Below are 21,288 nucleotides of genomic sequence, written 5' to 3' on the forward strand. Positions count from 1 at the left end.
CACTGAACCCGGAACCCGGAACTTGTTCCCGGAACCCGGAACTTGTCTTTCATCGATGGCAGACATAGCAATCCACACTAACGCTTCGGGATTGGTGGCAGTCGATACACCATCCCATGGTCTGGTTTACTTCGCGACGCACGCGATGCATCTCGCCGATCTTCCCGTGACACGTTGTACAATCGATTCCCGCCCTAATGTGCGGCTTATGCGTGTAGTACGCGTTAGCTTCTGGTTCGAGCCAGTACACGCGCTTCCACGGCGGCTGCTCTTTTCGCTCGGCGAACGCTGCGAGCTTCTGAACCTCGGGGCTCTCGGTCTTGATCGACTCGTGGCAACCCATGCACGTTGAAATATTAGGAATCGTCGCGTGCGACGACTTGTCTACGTTCTCGTGACAGAAGGTGCATTCAAGCTGTGGGGTGTCTTCCCCTTCTTTCGTCACGTGCTGCCAGTGATCGAATTCGATTGGTTGTACAGGCGCGTCGGGTCTGGCGGTTGCTCGCAACAGAAAGAAGCCCGCGACCGCGATCACCACGACTGCCAACACTATGAGTTTCGTCAGTCTTCTCATCCGACTGGCTTGAGCTGCCTGGCTGAAGTTGTTGGTGCTAGGTCGCGCAGACGGCTGGCGCGACGCCAGATTATACAGACGATGTGGATGAATCAAAAATCAGATCGGCGGATTGACCGAGCGGCGCCGCGTGGAAGGTTGGAGCGGCCACCGTTTGCGCGGTGCGCGTTTCGTAGACCAATCCCGGACGTGAGTGCCTCCAACTTCAGCTTCAATACATTCGCTCAAGCTTGATCCCCGTGTAGTACTTTTGAAGAATCGCCGTGTACGTGTAGCCATCCTTCGCCAATCCATACGCACCAGTCTGGCACATTCCAACACCGTGGCCCCAGCCTCGTCCCGTAAACACAAACGCGACAACGCGGCCTCCCGTATCAGTCTCGCGGTCGACTACGAAGAGATATTCCTTCACGCCGAGCGCCGCCCGAATCTGAGGGCGGCGCAATCGCACGTGGCCTTCATCCCCTTTAACTTCGACCTCCGTTACCCGGCTTGAAGAGCTGAAAGCCACCGGCTCGATTTCCTCAACTCGTCCGACCTTTATGCGGGCGCGAGTGAGCCGCTGCTGGAGATCTTCGACTGGAACGCGCTCTTGCCACTGAGCCACGCTCGAAAAGCGGTCGCTCGAAGCGCCGCGCTCTGAAGCTGCTGCTTCGAGGAAGTCCACCAGCCCCGCGGCGTTCAGATGGTAGGTGACGCGCTCGCCGCCTACGAGCGGTAGCCGGTCAACCACGTAGCTCTCGCCGCCCACGTTACGGAACAACCACGCGTCGTCGGCGACTTCGATGCCGTTAGGTTGGACATTTCGCTGTGCACCGTCTTGCGCCGTGAACTTCGGGGGCGCGAGATCCTTTGCCGCAACTCCCGGCGGGTTGTTTTCGCGCGTCTCATCTTGCTGGGCGCGCGCAACGCGGGCGGGTGCGCTCGCGTTCACACTCGTGAAGCGCGAACCTTGCCCGCGCGTCCCAGCGTTAATCGACGCCAGGATCAAACGCCCATTTTCCGAGGCCGCCGAAGTTTCAACCTTGAAACCGGAGGTCTGAGCTTTGAAATTTGAGATTTGAGATTTGCGATCGGCGGTTGATTTCGAAAAGATCGCGTGAGCCAGAGTCTCAACCGCCTGTGCTCGGGTGATCGAAGTGCGTCCGTCAAGTGGCGCGCCGGCAGGCAGACGAAGTATGCCTTCTCTTAACAGCATCGCCATATCCGCGCGGGCCGCTCGAGGCAACTGTTCGGCTCGCAAGCCAGCGAGCAAGTAGTCGACGTCCGCCGGAGCCAGCAGCGTGCTCGCCCGGTTTTCGCCGTAGATCGATGCCGCAACCAGACGCGCGAACTCAACCAGCCGCGTCACGTCGCCGTACTCGAAACTGAGCTTCTCTCTTCGAGCGAGCCGCGCGATGTTTTCTATCCAGCTCTTCACCTCCGCTTGATCGGGCGAGCCGCGCAGATAGTTACTCGTCAAGCGGCGCGGAAGCGACAACCCGAGCACCGAAAGCAGCGCGACTTCTCGAGCGATCGATCGACCGTCGGTTCCGGCCAGGAGCTCCGGCGTTCGTTTGGTCGCGATGTCTCGCCCCGCAAGCGACTGCCGGTCAGAAGCGCACGCGACCCCGCGAAGATAGGCCACGGCCTTTCCTCCGAAAACTTCTTCGTTATTCTCGGTTCGGCCCCCGCAGTTGGCGGTGTATAGCGCTTCTATGGGCGTGAGTTTTCCATCTTCGTCCGGAAAGACCGCAACCACGCCGCGCGTCTCGTGGATTGCGCGATTGGTCAGCTCGCGTTCCGAGGAGCGCCCGCCGTACACCTGATCGCGAGTGTCGTCGACAAGATCGAATCCATCATCTCGATGACGGCTCATGCGCGCGAGCGCGTAAGAGCGCGCCGCGATCGCTTGCGCCTTTAACGCTTCGATCTCGGGATAGGCGCCCGGGGAAAGTTCCATCGGCACCACCCCGCAAAGATAGTCTTCAAGCGGGAGCGCGTTCACCACATTGATCCGTCCGCGCGAGTTCAAAATGAGATGTATCTCGCCGCGATACTCTCTTTCTCCCACTCGAACCGTCTGCGGTCCTGAAGCAGAGACGTTTGAGGCCGCAATTGCGCTATCGCCCGGTTGGGTTCGTTCTCTGGAACTACTCGACAAGATCGGCTCGCTGCTGCGTTTGTCGCGCCGCTGCTCGGCCGCCGCGGAGACTATCAGTTCGTTCCCGCTTGAAAGCGCGATCTTATCCGCGGACAGCCCGACTATCTGAAGCTCGCCGCGTCCCGGCTTCACGCTCGAACGATCGGTCGAGTAGCCGGCTTGAGCTTTGTGTTTTGCGGCACGGGCATTTGTGTCGCTGCCCGAGTCCGGCGCGCGGCTTTCTGTCGCGTTCGAATCGGTCACTATTCGCAAGTCTTCGTAATCCTTCGCGCGCAAGCGCTCCAGCATGCGCGCCGCCTCGTTTCGAGTTTTGAACTCACCGATCAACACCTCGTATTCTTTGTGCTTCTCGTCGAAGGCCATCGTCACCGGCTCGGAGAATTTCTTCTTGAGCTCGTCGATAAGTTTGCGGGCGCGGCGCGATTCAGAGAAAGCCCCCAGGCTCACACGATACGAGGATTCGTTGGAATGGAGCGGCGCTGCCTTGTCGGATTGACGGCGCAATTCCACGCGCAGCGTTCCGCTCGAGATTTTCTTGCCCTCATCGAGGCTCGCGGGCGCGCGATTCACAACGAGGCCGGATGAACAACTGAGCGCGACCGACGTGACATCGGTCATCAGCGCGATTCGAATGATGGGACCATCGGGCGAAGGAGACTTAGCGCGGCCGGCTTGCGGTTCTACGGTGCGAGGGCGAGTGGAGCTTCTATCCTCGCTTTGTTGGTTGCTCCTGGCACGATCCTTTGAAGATGAGGATTGTTTCTGTGCGGGCACCGCTCCGGCGAAGGTGACGGTCGCCGCAAGCAAGGCGCTTTGAGCACAGCCCGAGACAACTAGTGCCAGAGCGAATGCCAGACCGAATGCGAGACGACGCGCTGGACGCCCGCTTCTATTCACGATGTTCATAGCAGGACTACAGGGTGAAAAAATAAACCGTAACCGTAAAGGTTAGGGCATCGCCTGCGGCTTGGGGGAATCCTTCAAAGGGACTTGCAGTATATATAGCTTGTCTTGCGTAGTCGTCAAGCACTGAGTAACCCGTCGAGCGCGCGAGCCGGGTGGTCAAGATCTGGCCGTCGCGTTTGATGACCAGCAGGAAGTCGGCCGAGACCTTATCTCTAAGAACGTCCTTGATCCACTCGCGCGGCATGATTCGCTCATTGGCTTTCCGGATCTTTGCGCGCACCAAAGCCATGTACTGGCCCTGTGCCGCTTCCAGTCCGAGGGCGCTGGACTCCGATCTGTTGCCGCGTCGCACCCCGGCCGCCGTTGCGTCCGATCCAGCGGTGTTGTTGGGAATCACGTCTGGCTTTTGTGCGGGCGTTGGCGGGGTGGGGACGGCCTGCGTTGGAGGAGTCTGCGCGATCATCGCCTCATCGAGAACAGGGATGCGATTGGCTTGTATCGACGAGGTTTCGGGCGGAGTTGGTTGATGAGCTGCCGGTGCGGTACGGTCTCGGCCGCCGCTTCCACGCGAAGCCCTCAACTGTCTTTCGATCTGATCCGCGGAAGGGAGCCGCCCGGCATTGCCTTTCTGCGTCGAAGGCTTTGGAGAGCGCGCGACGAGGTGAACGTCATCGGCGGTCGCGGGATCAAACTGAAGCCGGTTGATATCGGCGCGTTCGAGAGGTTCGGGGGCCGTTCGCAGCGCGCGGTCGGGAGGGGGCGCTAACTCTATCAGGGTCACAAGCGACGCCTGGCTTCTACCACTGGCGATCGCTCGCATCATCGCCCACGAGTCGAGCTTGATGAGCGCTGCATAGAAGATGACGTGAACGACGACCGACACCGCAAGCAGAGAAGTGAATCTGCGGTCGCGGCCGACGTTTGACCACAATGATGCGAGAGGACCTGCTCCCCTCTCTTGGTCATCGGTGTATCTGTCTAGCGTCTTGAGCACAACTTCTTGAACGCGGTTTCTAGTTTCTGGTTTCTAGTTTCGGCGTTCGTGGTTCAGGGTTCGTGGTTCAGGGTTCAGGGTTCAGGGTTTCAAGTCGTTTGCTACTCATGAATGTCCGCTAGCTGAGTTCAAAGACGACCTCTCGAACTCTGAACCCTGAACCACGAACCCTGAACCCTGAACCCTGAACCACGAACGCCGACACTAGAAACCAGAAACTCTTTCCACTCTTTCAACCGCCAGCGAGTTAAAACGCCGCCTTATCTCTTTCATATCAAACGCATCGACTCTTGGATGAACCCGATTCGTAATTAGAACGAACACGCGCCGCTTGTGCGGGTCCATCCATATGCTTGCTCCAGTGAAGCCGTTATGGCCGAAGGCGGTCGGAGGAAGCGCCGGCCCGGCCGAACAGTCGGGCGTCTCCGCCAGTACCCACGCGAATGACCTCGACGTCGCGCAGCCCCGCGTGAAGTTGTCGCTGAACAAGTGAAGCGACTCGGACCGCAGAAGCTCGCTGCCAGGCAAGAACTGATTTGCCATCCGGAATACTTCGCGCGCAGTTGAAAACAATCCGGCGTGCCCGGCTACCCCGCCCATGAAGTGCGCGTTGCCATCGTGAACCTCTCCCAAAATCAAGTCCTTCCGCCACCGGTAGCGCGAGGAGATCGACGAAGACGCGCCGCCAGGCGACCTGACCGAGAGTTCCAGGAGCGAAGCTTCGTGGTCTTCCGCTGCGAACCGAATAGGCGTGTCAAAGCCCATCAACCGCCGCCGGGCAGTCACGTCGGCGACCGCGTTCGCAAGCTCAAACGACTGGCCGTGCTCGGTCGCCGCGATCTCGCGACGCAGTTCCGGCGCCGGGTTGAACATGGTGCGCTTCAGATCCAATGGCTCGAATATCTCTCTTTCCGCCAACCGGTCGAGCCGCTCGCCCGTGATCCGCTCCAGCACAAAGGCCAGAAGAATATAGTTTAGATCGCTGTAGATTACTTCACGCGGACCTTTCGGCTGCTGCGGTTCAAGCAGGATTTGGGAAATCGTGGCCGGGACATCCGCGCGAGTTTCGGCTTCCAGGTAAAGCGGGCGCCAGTTGGGCAAACCCGAGGTATGACTCATCAGTTGAGCCAGCGTGATCTCACGCTTGTCTTTATCATCAAACTCACTCAAGTACCGGGCAAGCGGCGCGTTCAAATCCAGTACTCCGCGTTCGGCGAATCTCACGACTAGCAGCGCCGTGACAAGCGGCTTAGTGAGCGAGGCGAGATCGTAGATTGTATCGAGGGTGACCGCTATGATCTCGGGCTCGATGACCGCGCGGCCCAATGCATCCTCGGCGACGATTTGTCCATCCTCGCCAATAACGTACTGCGCGCCGGGAAACGAGCCGCGCGCAATTTCCGATTGGAGATAGCTGGAAATGATTTCAGCGCTGTTTGCCATTAGTTCGCAACCGCTTTACTACTCAGAGAGTATAACGTCAGATTGCGATGGTTGAGAAGCAGGAGGGAGTGATGCGTGATCCGTGATTCGTGATGCGTGATCCGTGATGCGTGAACCGTGATGACTGACCACCTCATCCGGTCACGCATCACGCATCACATCTCATGCATCAGTCTTTCCCCGAAATCGGAACTCTCGTTGCCGGGCTGTTTCATAAAGCAGCATCGCCGCCGCAGCAGAGACGTTGAGCGATTCGACTCCGTCCGCCATCGGGATGTGCACGAACTCGTCGGCGTCTACCTCCGCAGACCCTGGTATCCCAGTTGCCTCGCTCCCGACGATCAAAGCGATCGGCACGGTCATATCCACCTCGACACACAGCTTGACCGTCGCCGCCCGAGCCGCATCCTCGATGATCGGTTGAGCTCGAGCTGGCATTGGGCACGAGGCGATTATCTTTATCTTATGCTCGCGGCAGCGCGCGACTATGTCCTGACTCTTTGCGCCGGTGACGACCGGCAATCGAAGCGCCGAGCCCATCGAAGCGCGAATCGATTTGTCATTGAAAGGGTCGACTGTGTAGCGAGTTGTTATGAGGCCGCTCGCTCCTGCCGCTTCGGCCGTCCGAATTATCGTGCCGAGATTTCCCGGGTCCTGCAGCCCGTCGGCAATGACTAGCAGATCAGGGGAACTCGCGAATAAATCATCGAGCTCGAAATAGGGCCGGCTGACGATGGCAGCCACTCCTTGCGGCGTTTTGGTGTCGGCGATGACTTCCATCACCTGCTTCGAAACGAGCGCGCCGCGGCATTGCACGCGACGCAGCGACTCGAGTAAGACGGCGCCTCGCTCGCTGGATTCAAGCTCGCCGGTGAAGGCGACGCTTTCGAAGCGCACTCCAGTGCTGATCGCATCTTCTATTAATCGAACGCCCTCCAGAAACACGTGCTGCCGCTCGCCCATCGAGCGCACGCGGCGAAAGCGTTTGACCAGCGGGTTCTGGCGACTGGTGATTTTCTCAACGAGCATGGTTGAACGCCCGGCACAGTATACTACACCGTCGCGTAGACTCAGTTCGGGCGTGCATCGGTAGTGTCCTAATCTTGTGTTAGTCGACTAGGACACTATCGGCCGACCGCGTATTTGGACTGCGGTGGCGTCTTTGCGTTGCCACCGCTTTCTGTCGTTTCGTGGGCGATAACCAAAAGCGGCGGCAACGCACAAAGGCCGCCGCAGTCCAAATAATCCGTCGCCCGTCATCGGTGTCGTGCGCCAGGGCACCTGCAAATATCAACACAAGATTAGGACACTACCCGTGCATCGAGTGAGTCTTCGATGACAAGAATGTTTGCTCCGAAGGCGCAATTGTCCGGGTCACTCCCAAGATTCCGTGACCAGCGCAATATCTGGGGGCCTTTCCTGGCTCGTTCAACGAAATTAATGACCGCTTCCGCGAATGCGCTTTCCCAGGAATGAACAGCCGCCGCCCGCCCGCGGCTGCGTACCCCCGATTTAATCCGGCGTATGAAACATTTGAGCGAACGAGAGAGCCTGGCACGCTAGTTGGCTACGCTGTTGAAGCGGGGCAACCTAGCCTGCGTCGTTTCGGCTAACGGTTTCTCTCTTCGTCCGAAGAGAGATTCTAGCGTTGGACAAAAACGTTCCGATCTTTGACGTGAGGACCATGGATGATCGCAGCTCGGATGCGACGGAGTCGTAGAAGAGGAAGCTGATGAGAGCGCCTTTTGGATGGATTGATCATCGACGGAAGCCTCCTCCCCGCCGCCAAGGTCGAGCCCTTGCTTAGGGAAGCTAACGAACTGGTTGCAATCATGGCGGCGTCGCGGATCTCAGCCGCGCGCCGGAAGCAATCGGCAATCGCCAATCGGAAATCGGAAATATGATTATGGAAACTCTACTGAAGGACATTCGCTACGGCGTTCGCACTCTCTTCAAGAATCGCGGCTTTACTGCCGTCGCAGTGCTCGCGCTCGCTTTAGGCATAGGGGCCAACACTGCGATCTTCAGCGTGGTTAACGCCGTGTTGCTACGGCCGCTTCCATTTGCGCAGTCGGATCGACTCGTGATGGTTTGGGAGAAACGGCTGCAGTTGGGTCGAGTGCGCAACGTCGTCTCGCCGCCGGATTTCAACGACTGGCGCGCGCAGAATCAAGTCTTCGAAGATATGGCCGCTTTCTCCGGTCAAGGCTTCAACCTCGGCGCCAGCACCGAGCCCGAACGGATTGAAGGCGCGGGCGTATCGCCAAGCGTCTTCTCGATACTTCGCGCCCGGCCGCGCATGGGGCGCGTCTTCGAAGCTGACGAAGACAAGCCCGGCAGCAATCCGGTCGTGATCATCAGCAGCGCGCTGTGGCGCCGAAGCTTCGCGTCTGATCCTGACATCGTCGGCAAGACAATCAAGCTGAACGAGAAGGCTCACACAGTCGTCGGGGTGATGCCGGCCGACTTTGTTTTTCCAAACAGGGTGTCAGAGATATGGGTTCCGCTTGTCCTTTCTCCTGATGACGCCGGCAATCGCGGCGGACACAATCTGAGGGTCGTCGCCCGCTTGAAGCCGGGGGTGAGCTTGCATCAGGCGCAAACGGAAATGGATTCGATCGCGGCTCAGCTCGAGCAGCAATATCAGGTCAACACCGGGCACGGCGCGAACGTGTTCTCGCTCTACGAAGAAACCGTGGCCGGCGCGCGGCCCGCGCTGCTCGTGTTGCTTGGAGCCGTTGCGTTTGTTCTGCTGATCGCCTGCGCAAATGTAGCTAACTTGCTGTTCGCGAGATCAGCCGCGCGGCAAAAGGAAATCGCAATTCGAACGGCGCTGGGCGCGAGGCGCTCGCGCATTATTCGCCAGTTGCTGACGGAAAGCGTACTGCTGGCGATCACCGGGGGGATCATCGGAGTGCTGCTCGCGTTGTGGGGGTTGGACCTTCTGCTCGCAATTGGAGAGAGCAGCATTCCTCGAGTGAAAGAGATCAAGCTTGACGGGTGGGTGCTCGGTTTCAGCATGCTGATTTCAATCGCGACCGGGTTGATCTTTGGACTCGTGCCCGCGCTTCAAGCATCCAAGCCGGACCTGAATGAAGCGTTGAAAGAAGGGAGCCGCGGCGCAAGCGGGAGCATACGCCACAATCGGACCCGCAGTCTGTTCGTCATCGCAGAGGTCGCGATCTGTCTCGTGCTGTTGATCGGCGCGGGATTGATGATCAAGAGCTTCGCGCGGCTGCTCGATGTGACCCCGGGATTCAACCCCGAGAATGTGCTGTCGATGAATCTCGCGCTCTCGGGTTCCCGATACAAGGAAGGCCCCCAGGTCGCCAGTTTCTATCAGCGAGCGCTAGAGCGGCTGTCGTCCTTGCCAGGCGTGCAGTCGGCGGGCGCAACTACCGGGCTGCCGATGGCCGGCGGATTCGGCTCGCGGTACTTCCGAATCGAAGGCCGCCCGCCTCAACCCGCGGGTCAGGGTTTCAACGCAAACGTAAACCTGGCCACACCTGGGTACTTTCAGACTATGAACATTCCGTTTATCGAGGGACGCGATTTCGACGACCGCGACGTGATGAAAGCTCCGGAGACCGTGATCATCAATCAGGACATGGCCCGGCGCTACTGGCCCGACGAAGACCCGATCGGCAAACGCCTCGCTGTCGGCGACGGTCCGTGGCGCACTGTGATCGGAGTCGTTGGCGACGTCAAGCAAGCGGGGTTGGACATCGAGACTCGGCCGGAGATGTTTTGGCCTTACTATCAACTGCCGATTTCGTTCGCGACGTTCGTGGTTCGCACGAGCGGTGATCCCGAAGCGATGACTTCAGCGGTGCGCGGCGCGATGCAAGAGATTGACAGCGACCTTCCGCTTTACGACATCAAGACAGTCAACGAAGTGATATCCGAATCGGTGGCGCCGCGGCGCTTGAACATGCTGCTGCTTGGCGTCTTCGCGGGCCTTGCGCTGGTGCTTGCGGCAGTCGGGCTCTATGGCGTGATCAGTTATTCGGTGTCTCAGCGCACTCGCGAGATCGGCATAAGAATGGCTCTGGGAGCCAGTCACAAGAGCGTGCTCCGGCTGGTAGTCGGTCAAGGAATGATGTTGGCGTTGATCGGCGTGGCGATAGGAGTGATCGCTTCATTCTTCCTGACGAAATTCATGGCGACACTGCTTTTCGGAGTGAGCGCAACCGACCCCCTCACGTTCGTAGCCATCTCGGTCTTGTTGATCGGCGTTTCGATTGTGGCAAGCCTAGTCCCCGCACGTCGAGCGATGAAGGTGGACCCGATGGTTGCGTTGCGATACGAATAGGTTCAGGGTTCAGGGTTCGGAGTTCAGGGTTCAAGAGAAGCCAGCGATTCGCTGGGCTGGCCGCTTCACGAGGAACTGCGCTTGAACTTTTGGGCTGCCTTACGCAATGCGGGGTTTGGCCGCTCGTCCGCATCAAGCGCCGCTAGGAAGAGGTCTCGATCGCGATTGGTCAGCCTGATCGCTTGATGGTGCTTCAGCGCTTCGTCCGAGGCGCGCAGCAGACTGCTAACGACGAAATCCGTGAGTGTCTGGTGGGAAACCAACGCGCCCTCCTCGATCTTTTCTTTAGCCCGCTTTGTCATTATTGGTGTTCGCCTCTGACCCTGAATCTTACAGCCGTCGTAACTTCCATTCAATACTCTCCCGCCTCACAAGTTTGGACGCTTACAATTATCTCAATATGCCGTATAATTCGATCTGGTTTCTTGCGGCATCTACACGTAGCTACCTGGATCGAGTACGAAAAGGCAGATTCCTTTCCAGAAAGTCGGCATCTACGCATATAGGGCCATCCTGATCGGTGCAGTCAATCGAAATGTTGGGCAGTCTAATGCTCGACTCACAGTGTTGCGGTCTTTCGACCAGTGCTTGACAGCCGGTACTACTGCCGGCGCTACGAAATGCATCACTGAGCACTGCGGGTCTCGGTCAAGCTTTGAAAGGAGAACGTTGTGTCTACAATCGTCGGTTTTATTAGTGAAAAAGGTGGCGTAGGAAAGACAACTGCCTGCTACCATATTGCCATCGCCCTACACAGGTACCACAGCAAGCGAGTCCTCGTGGTCGACACCGACTACCAGCGGGGTGGTATCACCTGTCGATTTCTTCCCGAGTTGCTCGACGACTTCCGCTCTGGGCGCATGACCGGAATCACTCTCTTCGACAAGTTCCAACAACTTTATGGCAATACCCCGTTTTCTCTCCAGGTTGATCTTCGTACAACGAGTGAGGGACCTGATCTGCTGCCTGCCGACCCGCGACTGTCGCAAGTGACAGTCGACAAGATGCCCGCGTCCAATAACATTCGCGAAAACAATCTGAAGCTCCTGCGGCACCTTGCTTTGATTCGCGACGTTCTCGCTCCGCTAGCTGACGATTACGACTATGTTCTCGTCGATTCGCATCCAGAGATCTCGGACCTTCTTCGCACGGTGGCGTACGCATGCGATTACTGCGTATCTCCTGTCAAGCTTGATCTTCAATCAACGATCGGCGTTCCGTCCGCCCAGCAGGCGATCAACGAGGTGAATTCTGACATCGAAATGATTTCAGTTGCACTTGGCCCGGTCGAAGGCTATTCCCCAACTCGCTTCGCTGGCGCTATTGGAATGATGGCGAGAGAGTGGGGCCTGATCCTCAAGTCGACCGAACGATCAGAGTATCGCCGTTTGCAGCAGCTCGCTGGCGGCATCTTTGAAAACTACGTCACCGAAGGAGATGGCCTGCGTCAAGCGGCGGCTGCAAGATGCTCGGTGTACGACATCAGTGGGGTCAACGCCGAGCGTCAGGCATCACAATTCCGCGATATCACCAAGGAGTTCCTAACCAAATGTCCGTAGAGAACAAGGAAACCACCCAGATCGATCCTCGTCTGCTTGTGCAATGGCTTGGCACTATCGGTGCGAAAGCCGGGTTAATGCAAAGCAAGACCTGCACAATCGAGGTGCTTCTTACGCTCGCAAAATCGCTCGGGTTGACCCCTGCCAAGGCTAGCGCTCGACCGCGGCTCGTAGAGGACATAGTGAAGGCGGCCAGCAAGCGGATTGATATCCCGATCGAGGAACTGTACCAAATGTCAATCGAGGATCTGTTAGCCTATTTTCAGCGCATAGAGCCAACGTCTGAAGAGTTACTGGATCTCCTTCGCACCCTAGAGCTGAATCCGAAGAAAGAGGGTCACAAGAGTTTGATGGAGCTTGCTGCTCGCGAACTGAGCGAAACCGGCCGATTCCTTCGCATCGCTTCATCTAGCGGACGGGGCGACGACAAGAACAAATGATTGTGATTGCAATTTCGTCGGCGGGAATGAGCGCTAGTCGCTCGCGAATCTTCGGATGGCCCCGCTGGTTCAGGCTGAGATGATCCGTATCCAACCCGTACAAGTTACTGCTCCGATTCGCCGGTATCATTCCCCCGACGATGGCTGGAAATCTCAGTCATGAAGTCGTCGAACGTGGGATCATCACGCAGACTGCCGTGAACCTCCGGCCAGGGGTTGGCGGAGACAGGAGAGGGCAATCCCGGAACCTCTATGTTGAACACATCGCCCATTTCATCAGCGACGTTTTCAACCAGCACTTGATATTGCATTTGTACTTTCTCCGTTCTTCCTTTTTGCTCTGAGCTTTTCATGCGACTTTCTTACGATATCAACTCGCGGAATCGCTCGATTGCCAGTTCCGACGGCCGCAGCGGAAACTCAGCGCCGAACAGGATATGCAGGTTGCACATCGTTACCACGTAGCCCTGGTACATCAGTCGTCCAGAAACATCGATTCCCAGCTTACTGAGGTTCGTGGCCACGGCTGAGTTGTCTTTCGCGATCTGCGCCCACTTCTTTTCGCTGTCCGGCTCATTCCTCAATAGCGCGAGCACGGCCCTTGCGCGCTCGGAAACCGGGGCTGTGCCACGAGCGAACGCATTAGCCACGCGAAACGGACTCTGCGAGATCTGAACCAGTACACCTGGAAGCGCGGATGCCTTGGCCGGCTCGGCGGGATTGTTGCTGGCCACAATCACCTGTCTGCGAACGTTGGTCGTGTTGATGTACATAACGCCAATCACTCGGACAAGCGCCGCTAGCTCGCTGACGAGTGGAATGCGCCTCAGCCGAATCGGGTTCCACGGGACCCGCGCCGACGCGTTGACAACAACGAGTTGCTTTGGCGCCTCGCGTCCCTTTCCAAGCTCTGGCCAGAGCTTGAGGCGCGCGTTGAAGCCCCGCGCCCACTCATCTCCCATGTTGTCGTACACACCCCCATCCATCAGCACCATCTCGCCGGGCGGTTCCGGAGGCCCACCGTCAGCCGGTGACGATGCGCCGGTGAAGGAGTGTTGTTTGGTTGGGAGATTCGCTGGCGGGAAAGCGCCCGGCAAAGAAGCCGATGCCTGTACCGCACGCGCCAGCGCCAAATTGGCCGGTTCCCCGTGGCCGAACATGAAGCTATAGACAAAGCCGCCGGCGAAGAACATCTGTTGGGCCGCGCGAAGATCTGTCGCGCAAATCACGTGGTCGAGGTTCTTCTTTTTCAACTCGCTGAGCGGCGTTGCGCTTCCGGCAGGTGAAAACAGCGTTGTCCTGAACGCGCGAGCACACACGAAACCTCGCTTGCCGAACAGCCAACCCCAAACCGTCAGCCCGAGGACAAACGCGAGCAACCTCACGTACCAGGGGCCGGGCACGACTGCGAACGTCGCGAAAACGAGTACCGCGACAACGACGAGAAGCGCCAGATAGAGTTTGGTGAGAAGGGGCGCGAACAGTGTTCCTGACTTCGCGATCTGCGTGGCGAGCGGGCTCGCCACACGCTGACGGAAAGTGAGGCCGTCTGCGCTCGTGAAATCGAGCGCCTGGCCCACGAACCCGTTAGTCAGAGACCCTCCCGACACCGACGCGATGGAGGTCACGCGCGCGTTGGCTTGCGCATCTACGAGATACATAAGCGCGCCAAGCGTGAAGATGGCAGCTCGGTGCCCCCCGCCTGACAGACTGACCGCCAGACTTGCGAGTTGTGAATTGTCTTGAGCATTCATGCAGTGAACTCCTCGACGTGAAAGGAAGGCTCGGACTCGTTGAGAACCCCATCAATCTTCTTTCCATCCGTACGCACGACGTACAACTCATCTCCCAAAGCAGCGCGACGCGGCTCTTCGTGTTCTCGAAGGTGTGCAGCTTTGAGGGGCTTCTAGATCCCAGTAGTCTTAACGTGATTAAGTGCCCTGACCCGGACCATCGCGATACCTCCAAGTGTTCGCGAACGGTTTTACACCTTACAGCCCCTTGGCAGCAAGGGCAGCAACCGGGGGCGGCGCCTATTTGGACTGCGCCACCCTATTTGGACTGCGCCACCCTATTTGGACTGCGCCGCCCTATTCCTCATTGTGTGACCGTCGAATGCGTGGCGGCGCTTTCTTTGGCTTGAGTAGCGCACAATCAACCGAGCCCTGACCAAGCACCGACGCGTGTGGTCTTGGCTGGGCGGAACCATTCGGAGCCAAAAGCGCCGCCACGCATGCGACAGTCACACAATGAGGAATAGGGCGGCGCACTCCAAATAGGCCACCGCAGTCCAAGCTGGTGGCATCTCAGGAGGTTCACACCGCGAAGCCTCATGCGCTAGTATTGCGATCACACACATTCCCGCTTGGGGCGTTTGATGGAGAGCATCCTTCAAGACATTCGTTACAGCATTCGTTCGCTGATCAAGACTCCGGGCTTCACCGCGGTTGCTGTCATCGTGCTCGCGCTGGGCATCGGAGCCAACACCGCAATCTTCACAGTAGTCAACGCAGTTCTGCTTCGGCCGCTTCCCTACCCCGGCTCAGATCAGCTTGTGATGCTGTGGGAAACCAATCCTCGATTCCAGATCGGCGTCGATACGCTTCCCGTCACTCACGGCAACTTCATGGATTGGCGAGAGCAGAACAGTGTCTTTGAATATGTCTCTGTGCTGGGCGTCGGGCGCTGGAATCTGACAGGCATGGGCGACCCGGAACGAGTCAGCGGCGCAAGCGTTTCTCCAAACTTTTTCCGGCTGATGGGAACCGAACCAAAGCTCGGCCGCGCGTTTCGCGACGATGAAGAAAAGCCAGGCGCGGGCAAGGTCGTCGTAATAAGCCACGCGCTGTGGCAACGGCGATTCGCGGGCGAGCCCGATGTGATCGGAAAGGCGATGACTCTCGATGGCGAAAGCTACACCGTGATCGGCGTGGCGCCCGAGGGCTTTCAGTTTCCGCGAGCCAACGAGCTGCCGTTCTTCGTCGGAGTATCAACACAGACCGATCTGTGGCGGCCGATGACTCTCGGAGACGACTTCGTCAATAAGAAGCGCGCTAACCATCAACTCTGCGTGATGGCGAAACTTAGATCCGGCGTGACCCGCGAGCAAGCGCAGTCAGAGATGACTTCGATTGTCGAGCGACTCGAGCAAAGCTATCCCGACAGCAATCAGGGAATCGGCGTAAAAGTCGTGCCGCTCAACGAGCAAGTAGTCGGCAACGTGCGACCGGCGCTGTGGGTGCTGATGGGGGCGGTTGCTCTAGTGTTATTGATCGCCTGTGCGAATGTCGCCAACCTCTTGCTTGCGCGGTCTTCGGGGCGGCAGAAGGAGATCGCCATTCGCACCGCGCTCGGCGCGAGCCGCGGGCGCGTCGTGCGTCAACTGCTGACCGAAGCACTGCTGCTTTCGATGACCAGCGCAGTTGTCGGAACGCTGCTGAGTCTCTGGGGCATCAAGGCGATGTTGTCCCTGAGCCGAGAAACTCTGCCTCGCGTTTATGAAATCAGCGTTGACGCGAGAGTGCTTGGCTTCACTGTCGCGATTGCGGTGTTGACCAGCGTACTCTTCGGACTGACGCCCGCGTTGCAAGCCTCGAAGATCAACCTCAGCGAATCGCTCAAGGAAGGATCTCGCGGGTTGGCGGGCGGTCAGCGCTCGAACTACGTTCGCAGCGTGCTGGTGATTTCAGAAGTCGCGCTGTCGCTGGTGCTGTTGATCGGCGCGGGGTTGATGATCAAGAGCCTCGCGAGTCTGCTCAAGGTCGATCCGGGCTTCAAGCCGGATAGCACGCTGACCATGCAGATCTCGCTGCTCGGCTCGAGGTACCCGAGCGCGAAGCAGCAGATCGCTTTCTTTCAAGATGTGACGCACCGGGTCGAGACTCTTCCCGGAATACAGTCAGTTGGGTTGATCTCATCGGCGCCGTTGAGCGGTGGCGTGTACGCGGGCGGCTTCTCGATCGAAGGCCGGGTGGCGACATCGGAAAGTGACGATCTTGTAGCTGACAGGCGAATGATCAGTCCGGAGTATTTCAACGCGTTGGGCATCCCGCTTCTGGAAGGCCGAGGCTTCTCAGATCGAGACGATCAACCTTCACCGGGAGTCGTAGTCATCAGCGAGAGTTGGGCGCGCCGATTCCTTCCGAATGAAACCCCACTCGACAAGCGCATCAAGCTCGGCGGGCGAGACTCGACGCGGCCGTGGTTGTCGATTGTAGGAATCGCAGCAGACGTCCGCGACACTGCGCTCGAATCAGACGCGAGACCTTGCGTGTACCTGCCTTATCCGCAGTTCCCTTCGTCGAGCATGACTCTCGTTGTGCGGGCGGCGTTCGATCCGAAGCTGCTCATCTCCGGCATCCGCGACGAGGTGTGGGCGGTCGATAAAGACCAGCCGGTGACTGACGTAAAGACGATGGATCAACACGTCGCCGATTCAGTTTCGCCGCGTCGATTCAATGCGATGCTATTAGGGATCTTCGCGAGCCTCGCTCTCGTTCTTGCATCGGTCGGTATCTACGGTGTGATGGCCTACTCGGTCACTCAGCGAACGCACGAGATCGGGATTCGCGTGGCGCTGGGCGCTCAATCGTCGCACGTGATCAAGCTGGTAGTCGGACGCGGTATGGCGCTCGTGCTTACGGGCGTCGCAATCGGACTCGCTGGAGCGCTGGCGTTGACTCGAGTGATGACGAGCTTGCTCTATGGAGTGAGCGCGACCGATCCGATGACGTTCGCCGTTGTGTCAGTGTTGCTGGTAGCGGTCGCGTTGTTGGCGAGCTACATCCCTGCGCGTCGAGCAATGAAGGTCGATCCGACGGTCGCGTTGCGATGCGAGTAACCCTCTGCGCCCTCGGCGCACACCGCGTCATACTTCTGGGAAATCGCTTTCCCGCATGTGAACACAATCGCCCATCAGCCTCCCGGTTAACCTGAATCATTTAAGCATTTATACGGCACCGCAATGTGGCACGCGGCTTGGCTAGTAAGCACCGAGGTTATTAGTTATGTCAGCTCTAAATCCTACCGCTCCACGAACTCTGATCGCCGACGATCAGCCCGATGTTTTAGAAGCCTTGCGACTGCTGCTCAAAGGCGAAGGCTATCAGACCGAAGGGGTGTCCACCCCGAACGATGTCATCGAAGCGTTGAAGTCTCACGATTTCGATCTGCTGTTGATGGACCTCAACTATGCGCGCGACACGACCTCCGGTCAGGAAGGTCTCGATCTGTTGTCGCGAGTTCAAGCCGTGGACAGCACGCTGCCGATCGTCGTAATGACCGCCTGGGGAAGCGTCGAGCTCGCGGTCGAAGCGATGCGCCGCGGCGTGCGCGACTTCGTGCTTAAGCCGTGGGAGAACAACCGGCTTCTTTCGATCCTCCGTACCCAGATCGAGATGGGTCACGTGCTGCGCCAGACGCAGCGGCTCAAAAAAGAACAGGAGCGCGAGCTTGTCGAAGCGCGAAGCATTCAACGGCGACTGCTGCCCGATGAGATTCAGCAGATCGAGGGGTGCAGCATCTCCGCCGCGTGGCGGCCGGCTCGATCGGTAAGCGGCGATTACTACGACGTGTTGAAGTTCGGCGATAGCAAAGCGGCGCTGTGTATCGCGGACGTTTCAGGAAAGGGGATGCCCGCAGCGTTGCTGATGTCCAACGTGCAAGCCGCCGTTCATGCTTTCGCGTCGGAAACAGTTTCGCCCTCCGAGTTATGCGCAAGAGTGAATCGCATCGTTTCCACCAGCATTGGCGAAGACAAATTCATCACATTCTTCTACTGCATGGTTGATGCAGAACAGAAGAAGCTCGTGTACACGAATGCCGGTCACAACCCGGCTTTGCTCGTGCGGCAGGACGGCTCTCTGCTTCGGCTCGAGGGCGGAGGCGCGGTGCTGGGTCCGTTTCCGAATTGGAGCTATAAACACGACGAGATCGAGCTAAAAGCGGGTGACCGGTTATTGCTGTTCACCGATGGCGTCACCGAACTCAGAAGCCCCTCGGCGCAGGAGTTCGGTGAGGAGCGGCTGATCGAACTGCTTACTCAAGGTAGAAAGCTTGACGCCAAGACGTTGCGAGATCGAATTGTGCAAGCCTTGGTCAGCTTCAGTGGCGGAGACTTTCAGGACGACGCAACGCTGCTGGTATTGTGCGCATGAAAGAGGTTTCTAGCTTCGCGGTTCAGGGTTCAGGGTTCGTGGTTCGGCGTTAGGAATCAATTGGCTCGGCGGCAATATCAGTCGCACGAACTCTGAACCCTGAACCACGAACCCGGAACCCGGAACTGTCAATCTGGAGGAACGATGCACACTCTATTTCAAGACCTGCGCTTCGGCGCGCGAATGTTGGCGAAGAAACCGGGCTTCACGTTGATTGCCGTACTCACGCTGGCACTGGGCATTGGCGCGAATACGGCGATCTTCAGCGTCGTCAATGCTGTGTTGTTGAAGCCGTTGCCGGTGACCAAGCCTGAAGAACTCGTCACGCTTTATACCAGCGATTTCAGCGGCCCGTTGTATGGTGGATCTTCTTACCCCGATTACCTGGATTTTCGTGAGCGAGCCGAAGTAATGGAAGGGCTGATTGCTTATTGGGGCCAGTCCGTGATTCTAGGTACTGCTGGCCAGTCCGAAGAACCTCTCAAGGCAGAGATCGTCACCGGGAATTACTTTACGGTATTGGGCGTAAAACCAGTAAGCGGGCGGGCGTTCCTGCCCGAAGAAGACCGCACGCCGGGTTCGCATCCGGTTGTACTGTTGAGTCATGGTTGTTGGCAGCGCCGCTTCGGCTGCGATCCCAACCTGATAGGAAAGCCAATCCTGCTCAACAACCTGAGTTATACGGTGATCGGCATTGCGCCGCCCGTCTTCACCGGTGTCACGCGCGGTGTCCCAACGGATATCTGGTTGCCGATGGCGATGACTCCACGCATTCTCCCCGGTGACGATATGCTCGACAACCGAGGTTCGCGCTCAATGTGGTTGATTGGGCGCCTCAAATCCGGCGTCAGTCTCGCCCAGGCCCGGGCGCATTTTTCCACCCTCGTGCAACAGCAACGCGCGGAATATCCTCAAGACTGGACAAACCTGCAAGGCGAAGCCCGCGTCATTACACTATTACCTGAAAGTCAATCACGTATTCCTCCCCTTGCGCGCGCTGCCGCGCTGGGCGTCACTGGACTGGTGCTGGCGGTGGTTGGGCTGGTGCTGGCGGTCGCTTGTGCCAATCTCGCAAGTATGTTGCTGGCGCGCGCGACGACACGCCGCAAAGAGATTGCCGTACGGCTGGCGTTAGGCGCGACGCGGCGGCAACTGATCCAGCAACTAATGATCGAAAGTTTGTTATTAGCAGGATTAGGCGGCGCGCTCGGCTTGCTCATCGCTTGGTGGTCGACGGATTTCATCAGCAGTTTTTTGCCTCCGTTGGGCTTGAATCTCAGTCCCGACGCCGCAGTGCTGCTTTTCACGCTCGTTGTTTCCCTCAGCACGGGCTTGGCTTTCGGTCTAGCTCCGGCGCTGCAAGCCACCAAACTTGATCTCGTGAGCGCGCTCAAGGACGAGGGCAACACAATCAGGTATCGCCGCTCGCGTTTGCGTAGCGGACTGGTGGTTACACAGGTAGCCATTTCGGTGTTACTGCTGATTGGAGCCGGTTTGTTTCTACGCAGTCTGATGAATGCTGACGCCACTGACCCGGGGTTCAATCCGAAAAACCTGCTGCTCTTGACGGTGGAGGTCAGGGATACCCAGAAGGCCAATGGCATCGAACTGTACCGGCAGATGATCGAGCGCTTGCGAGCGCTGCCCAGCGTGCGCGCCGTCAGTCTGGTGGATCAACCGGGGCTAGATTTTGACGGGTATCGGCGCAGTGTGACTTTTGAAGGGTACCAACGCCATCCTGGTGAGGATATGGAGATCTTTTCCAACGTGGCCGGCCCGCGCTATTTTCAAATGATGGAAACACCTTTGCTGCGCGGGCGTGATTTTAGTGAACAGGATGGGGCAGGTGCGCCGGGTGTCGTTATCGTAAATGAATCGCTGGTGCGCCGTTACTTCCCCGGCCAGGAAGCACTGGGCAAAAGGCTTAGTCTCGCCGGCGCGGAAGGACCGTTTCTGGAAATCATCGGCATTGCGCGCGACGGCAAATACATTTCGCTTTTTGAAGAACCTCGCCCCTTTTTCTCGCTGCCCTTCCTGCAACATTACCAGGAATCAAGCACGCTGTTGGTACGCACTGAGAATGACCCGCGACCCTTGCTTGAAACCGCGCGTCGGGAACTGCTTGCGCTTGATCGCAACCTGCGGATCGTCAATACAAACACTATGACAGAACATCTCGGCTTTGCGCTGATGCCACTGCGCATTGCCAGCATTGCGGCGGCTATTCTCGGAATACTGGCCATGCTGCTCGCCAGCCTCGGCGTCTATGGCGTAGTCGCTTATTTCGTCGGATTGCAAACCCGCGAAATCGGCGTCCGTCTGGCGCTGGGCGCACGCCGCGGCGACATTCTGAAGTTTGTATTCCGCCAAGGATTGAGTATTACGTTGACCGGCATTGCGCTGGGTCTGCTGGCAAGTTTGGCGCTTACCCGTTTGCTATCAAGCTTCCTGTATGGCGTAAGCGCGATGGATCTCTTGACCTTCGTTGGGGTAGCAACGTTGCTGGCAATCGTGTCGCTCCTAGCTTGTTACGTACCGGCACGACGGGCATCGAAGATGGATCCGATGATTGCGCTGCGATTTGAATGAAACCTGAAAGGAAGGAAATGCGATGAACAATTTACTTCAAGACCTGCGATACGGCGCGCGAATGCTGGTCAAGAAGCCCGGCTTCACGCTCGTGGCCATCATCACACTTGCTTTGGGCATCGGCGCGAATACTGCAATCTTCAGCGTCGTCAATGAATAGGTTTCTGGTTTCT

At 58.0% G+C, this 21,288-nt stretch carries 15 protein-coding genes; 7 read left to right on the top strand and 8 right to left on the bottom strand.

The features are described 5' to 3' along the window. Nucleotides 1–49: 49 nt before the first annotated feature. The 5 genes from AABO57_12915 to AABO57_12935 all read right to left on the bottom strand — a co-directional run bounded on the left by AABO57_12915 (nucleotide 50) and on the right by AABO57_12935 (nucleotide 7,089). Entirely contained in the window at nucleotides 50–574 is a 525-nt protein-coding gene (locus AABO57_12915) for a cytochrome c3 family protein (protein MEK6286634.1), read from the bottom strand. Nucleotides 575–785: 211 nt separating this feature from the next. Then, nucleotides 786–3,623, bottom strand: coding sequence for a SpoIID/LytB domain-containing protein (locus AABO57_12920; GenBank protein MEK6286635.1), 2,838 nt, complete (start codon nucleotides 3,621–3,623; stop codon nucleotides 786–788). Between the two features lie 7 nt (nucleotides 3,624–3,630). Beyond that, complete coding sequence (locus AABO57_12925; GenBank protein MEK6286636.1) at nucleotides 3,631–4,617, bottom strand: TonB C-terminal domain-containing protein; 987 nt, start codon at nucleotides 4,615–4,617, stop codon at nucleotides 3,631–3,633. Nucleotides 4,618–4,821: 204 nt separating this feature from the next. Beyond that, a complete protein-coding gene (locus AABO57_12930) occupies nucleotides 4,822–6,060 on the bottom strand; it encodes a serine hydrolase domain-containing protein (GenBank protein ID MEK6286637.1) in 1,239 nt (412 codons plus the stop codon). Nucleotides 6,061–6,222: 162 nt separating this feature from the next. Continuing rightward, nucleotides 6,223–7,089: an RNA methyltransferase gene (locus tag AABO57_12935; GenBank protein ID MEK6286638.1), complete on the bottom strand. Its 867-nt coding sequence runs from the start codon at nucleotides 7,087–7,089 to the stop codon at nucleotides 6,223–6,225. 877 nt (nucleotides 7,090–7,966) lie between these two features. Between AABO57_12935 and AABO57_12940 the strand changes: the two genes are divergently transcribed. Further along, a complete protein-coding gene (locus tag AABO57_12940; protein ID MEK6286639.1) occupies nucleotides 7,967–10,372 on the top strand; it encodes an ABC transporter permease in 2,406 nt (801 codons plus the stop codon). A gap of 65 nt (nucleotides 10,373–10,437) precedes the next feature. Here the strand turns inward: AABO57_12940 and AABO57_12945 are convergent, their stop codons facing one another. After that, nucleotides 10,438–10,674: a DUF1778 domain-containing protein gene (locus AABO57_12945; protein MEK6286640.1), complete on the bottom strand. Its 237-nt coding sequence runs from the start codon at nucleotides 10,672–10,674 to the stop codon at nucleotides 10,438–10,440. 369 nt (nucleotides 10,675–11,043) lie between these two features. Here AABO57_12945 and AABO57_12950 point away from each other — a divergent pair, with 369 nt between their 5' ends. Both AABO57_12950 and AABO57_12955 read left to right on the top strand, forming a co-directional pair. Further along, nucleotides 11,044–11,931 carry a ParA family protein gene (locus tag AABO57_12950; protein ID MEK6286641.1) on the top strand — a complete coding sequence of 296 codons (888 nt, stop codon included), beginning with the start codon at nucleotides 11,044–11,046 and terminating at the stop codon, nucleotides 11,929–11,931. Then, entirely contained in the window at nucleotides 11,922–12,371 is a 450-nt protein-coding gene (locus tag AABO57_12955; GenBank protein MEK6286642.1) for a hypothetical protein, read from the top strand. The genes AABO57_12950 and AABO57_12955 overlap by 10 nt, the downstream gene beginning before the upstream one ends. Before the next feature lie 104 nt (nucleotides 12,372–12,475). Here the strand turns inward: AABO57_12955 and AABO57_12960 are convergent, their stop codons facing one another. Next, complete coding sequence (locus tag AABO57_12960) at nucleotides 12,476–12,724, bottom strand: hypothetical protein (GenBank protein MEK6286643.1); 249 nt, start codon at nucleotides 12,722–12,724, stop codon at nucleotides 12,476–12,478. A 9-nt stretch (nucleotides 12,725–12,733) separates the two neighbouring features. Continuing rightward, nucleotides 12,734–14,125 carry a patatin-like phospholipase family protein gene (locus tag AABO57_12965; GenBank protein ID MEK6286644.1) on the bottom strand — a complete coding sequence of 464 codons (1,392 nt, stop codon included), beginning with the start codon at nucleotides 14,123–14,125 and terminating at the stop codon, nucleotides 12,734–12,736. A gap of 623 nt (nucleotides 14,126–14,748) precedes the next feature. Here AABO57_12965 and AABO57_12970 point away from each other — a divergent pair. The 4 genes from AABO57_12970 (at nucleotide 14,749) to AABO57_12985 (ending at nucleotide 21,275) form a co-directional block, all read left to right on the top strand. Continuing rightward, nucleotides 14,749–17,211 carry an ABC transporter permease gene (locus tag AABO57_12970; GenBank protein MEK6286645.1) on the top strand — a complete coding sequence of 821 codons (2,463 nt, stop codon included), beginning with the start codon at nucleotides 14,749–14,751 and terminating at the stop codon, nucleotides 17,209–17,211. A 166-nt stretch (nucleotides 17,212–17,377) separates the two neighbouring features. After that, entirely contained in the window at nucleotides 17,378–18,526 is a 1,149-nt protein-coding gene (locus AABO57_12975) for a SpoIIE family protein phosphatase (GenBank protein ID MEK6286646.1), read from the top strand. Between the two features lie 144 nt (nucleotides 18,527–18,670). After that, nucleotides 18,671–21,115, top strand: a complete 2,445-nt coding sequence (locus tag AABO57_12980; protein MEK6286647.1) for an ABC transporter permease — start codon at nucleotides 18,671–18,673, stop codon at nucleotides 21,113–21,115. 22 nt (nucleotides 21,116–21,137) lie between these two features. After that, a complete protein-coding gene (locus AABO57_12985; GenBank protein MEK6286648.1) occupies nucleotides 21,138–21,275 on the top strand; it encodes a hypothetical protein in 138 nt (45 codons plus the stop codon). Nucleotides 21,276–21,288 lie beyond the last annotated feature (13 nt).

Source organism: Acidobacteriota bacterium, from assembly GCA_038040445.1.
GTDB classification, from domain to species: Bacteria; Acidobacteriota; Blastocatellia; order UBA7656; family UBA7656; genus Onstottus_A; species Onstottus_A frigus.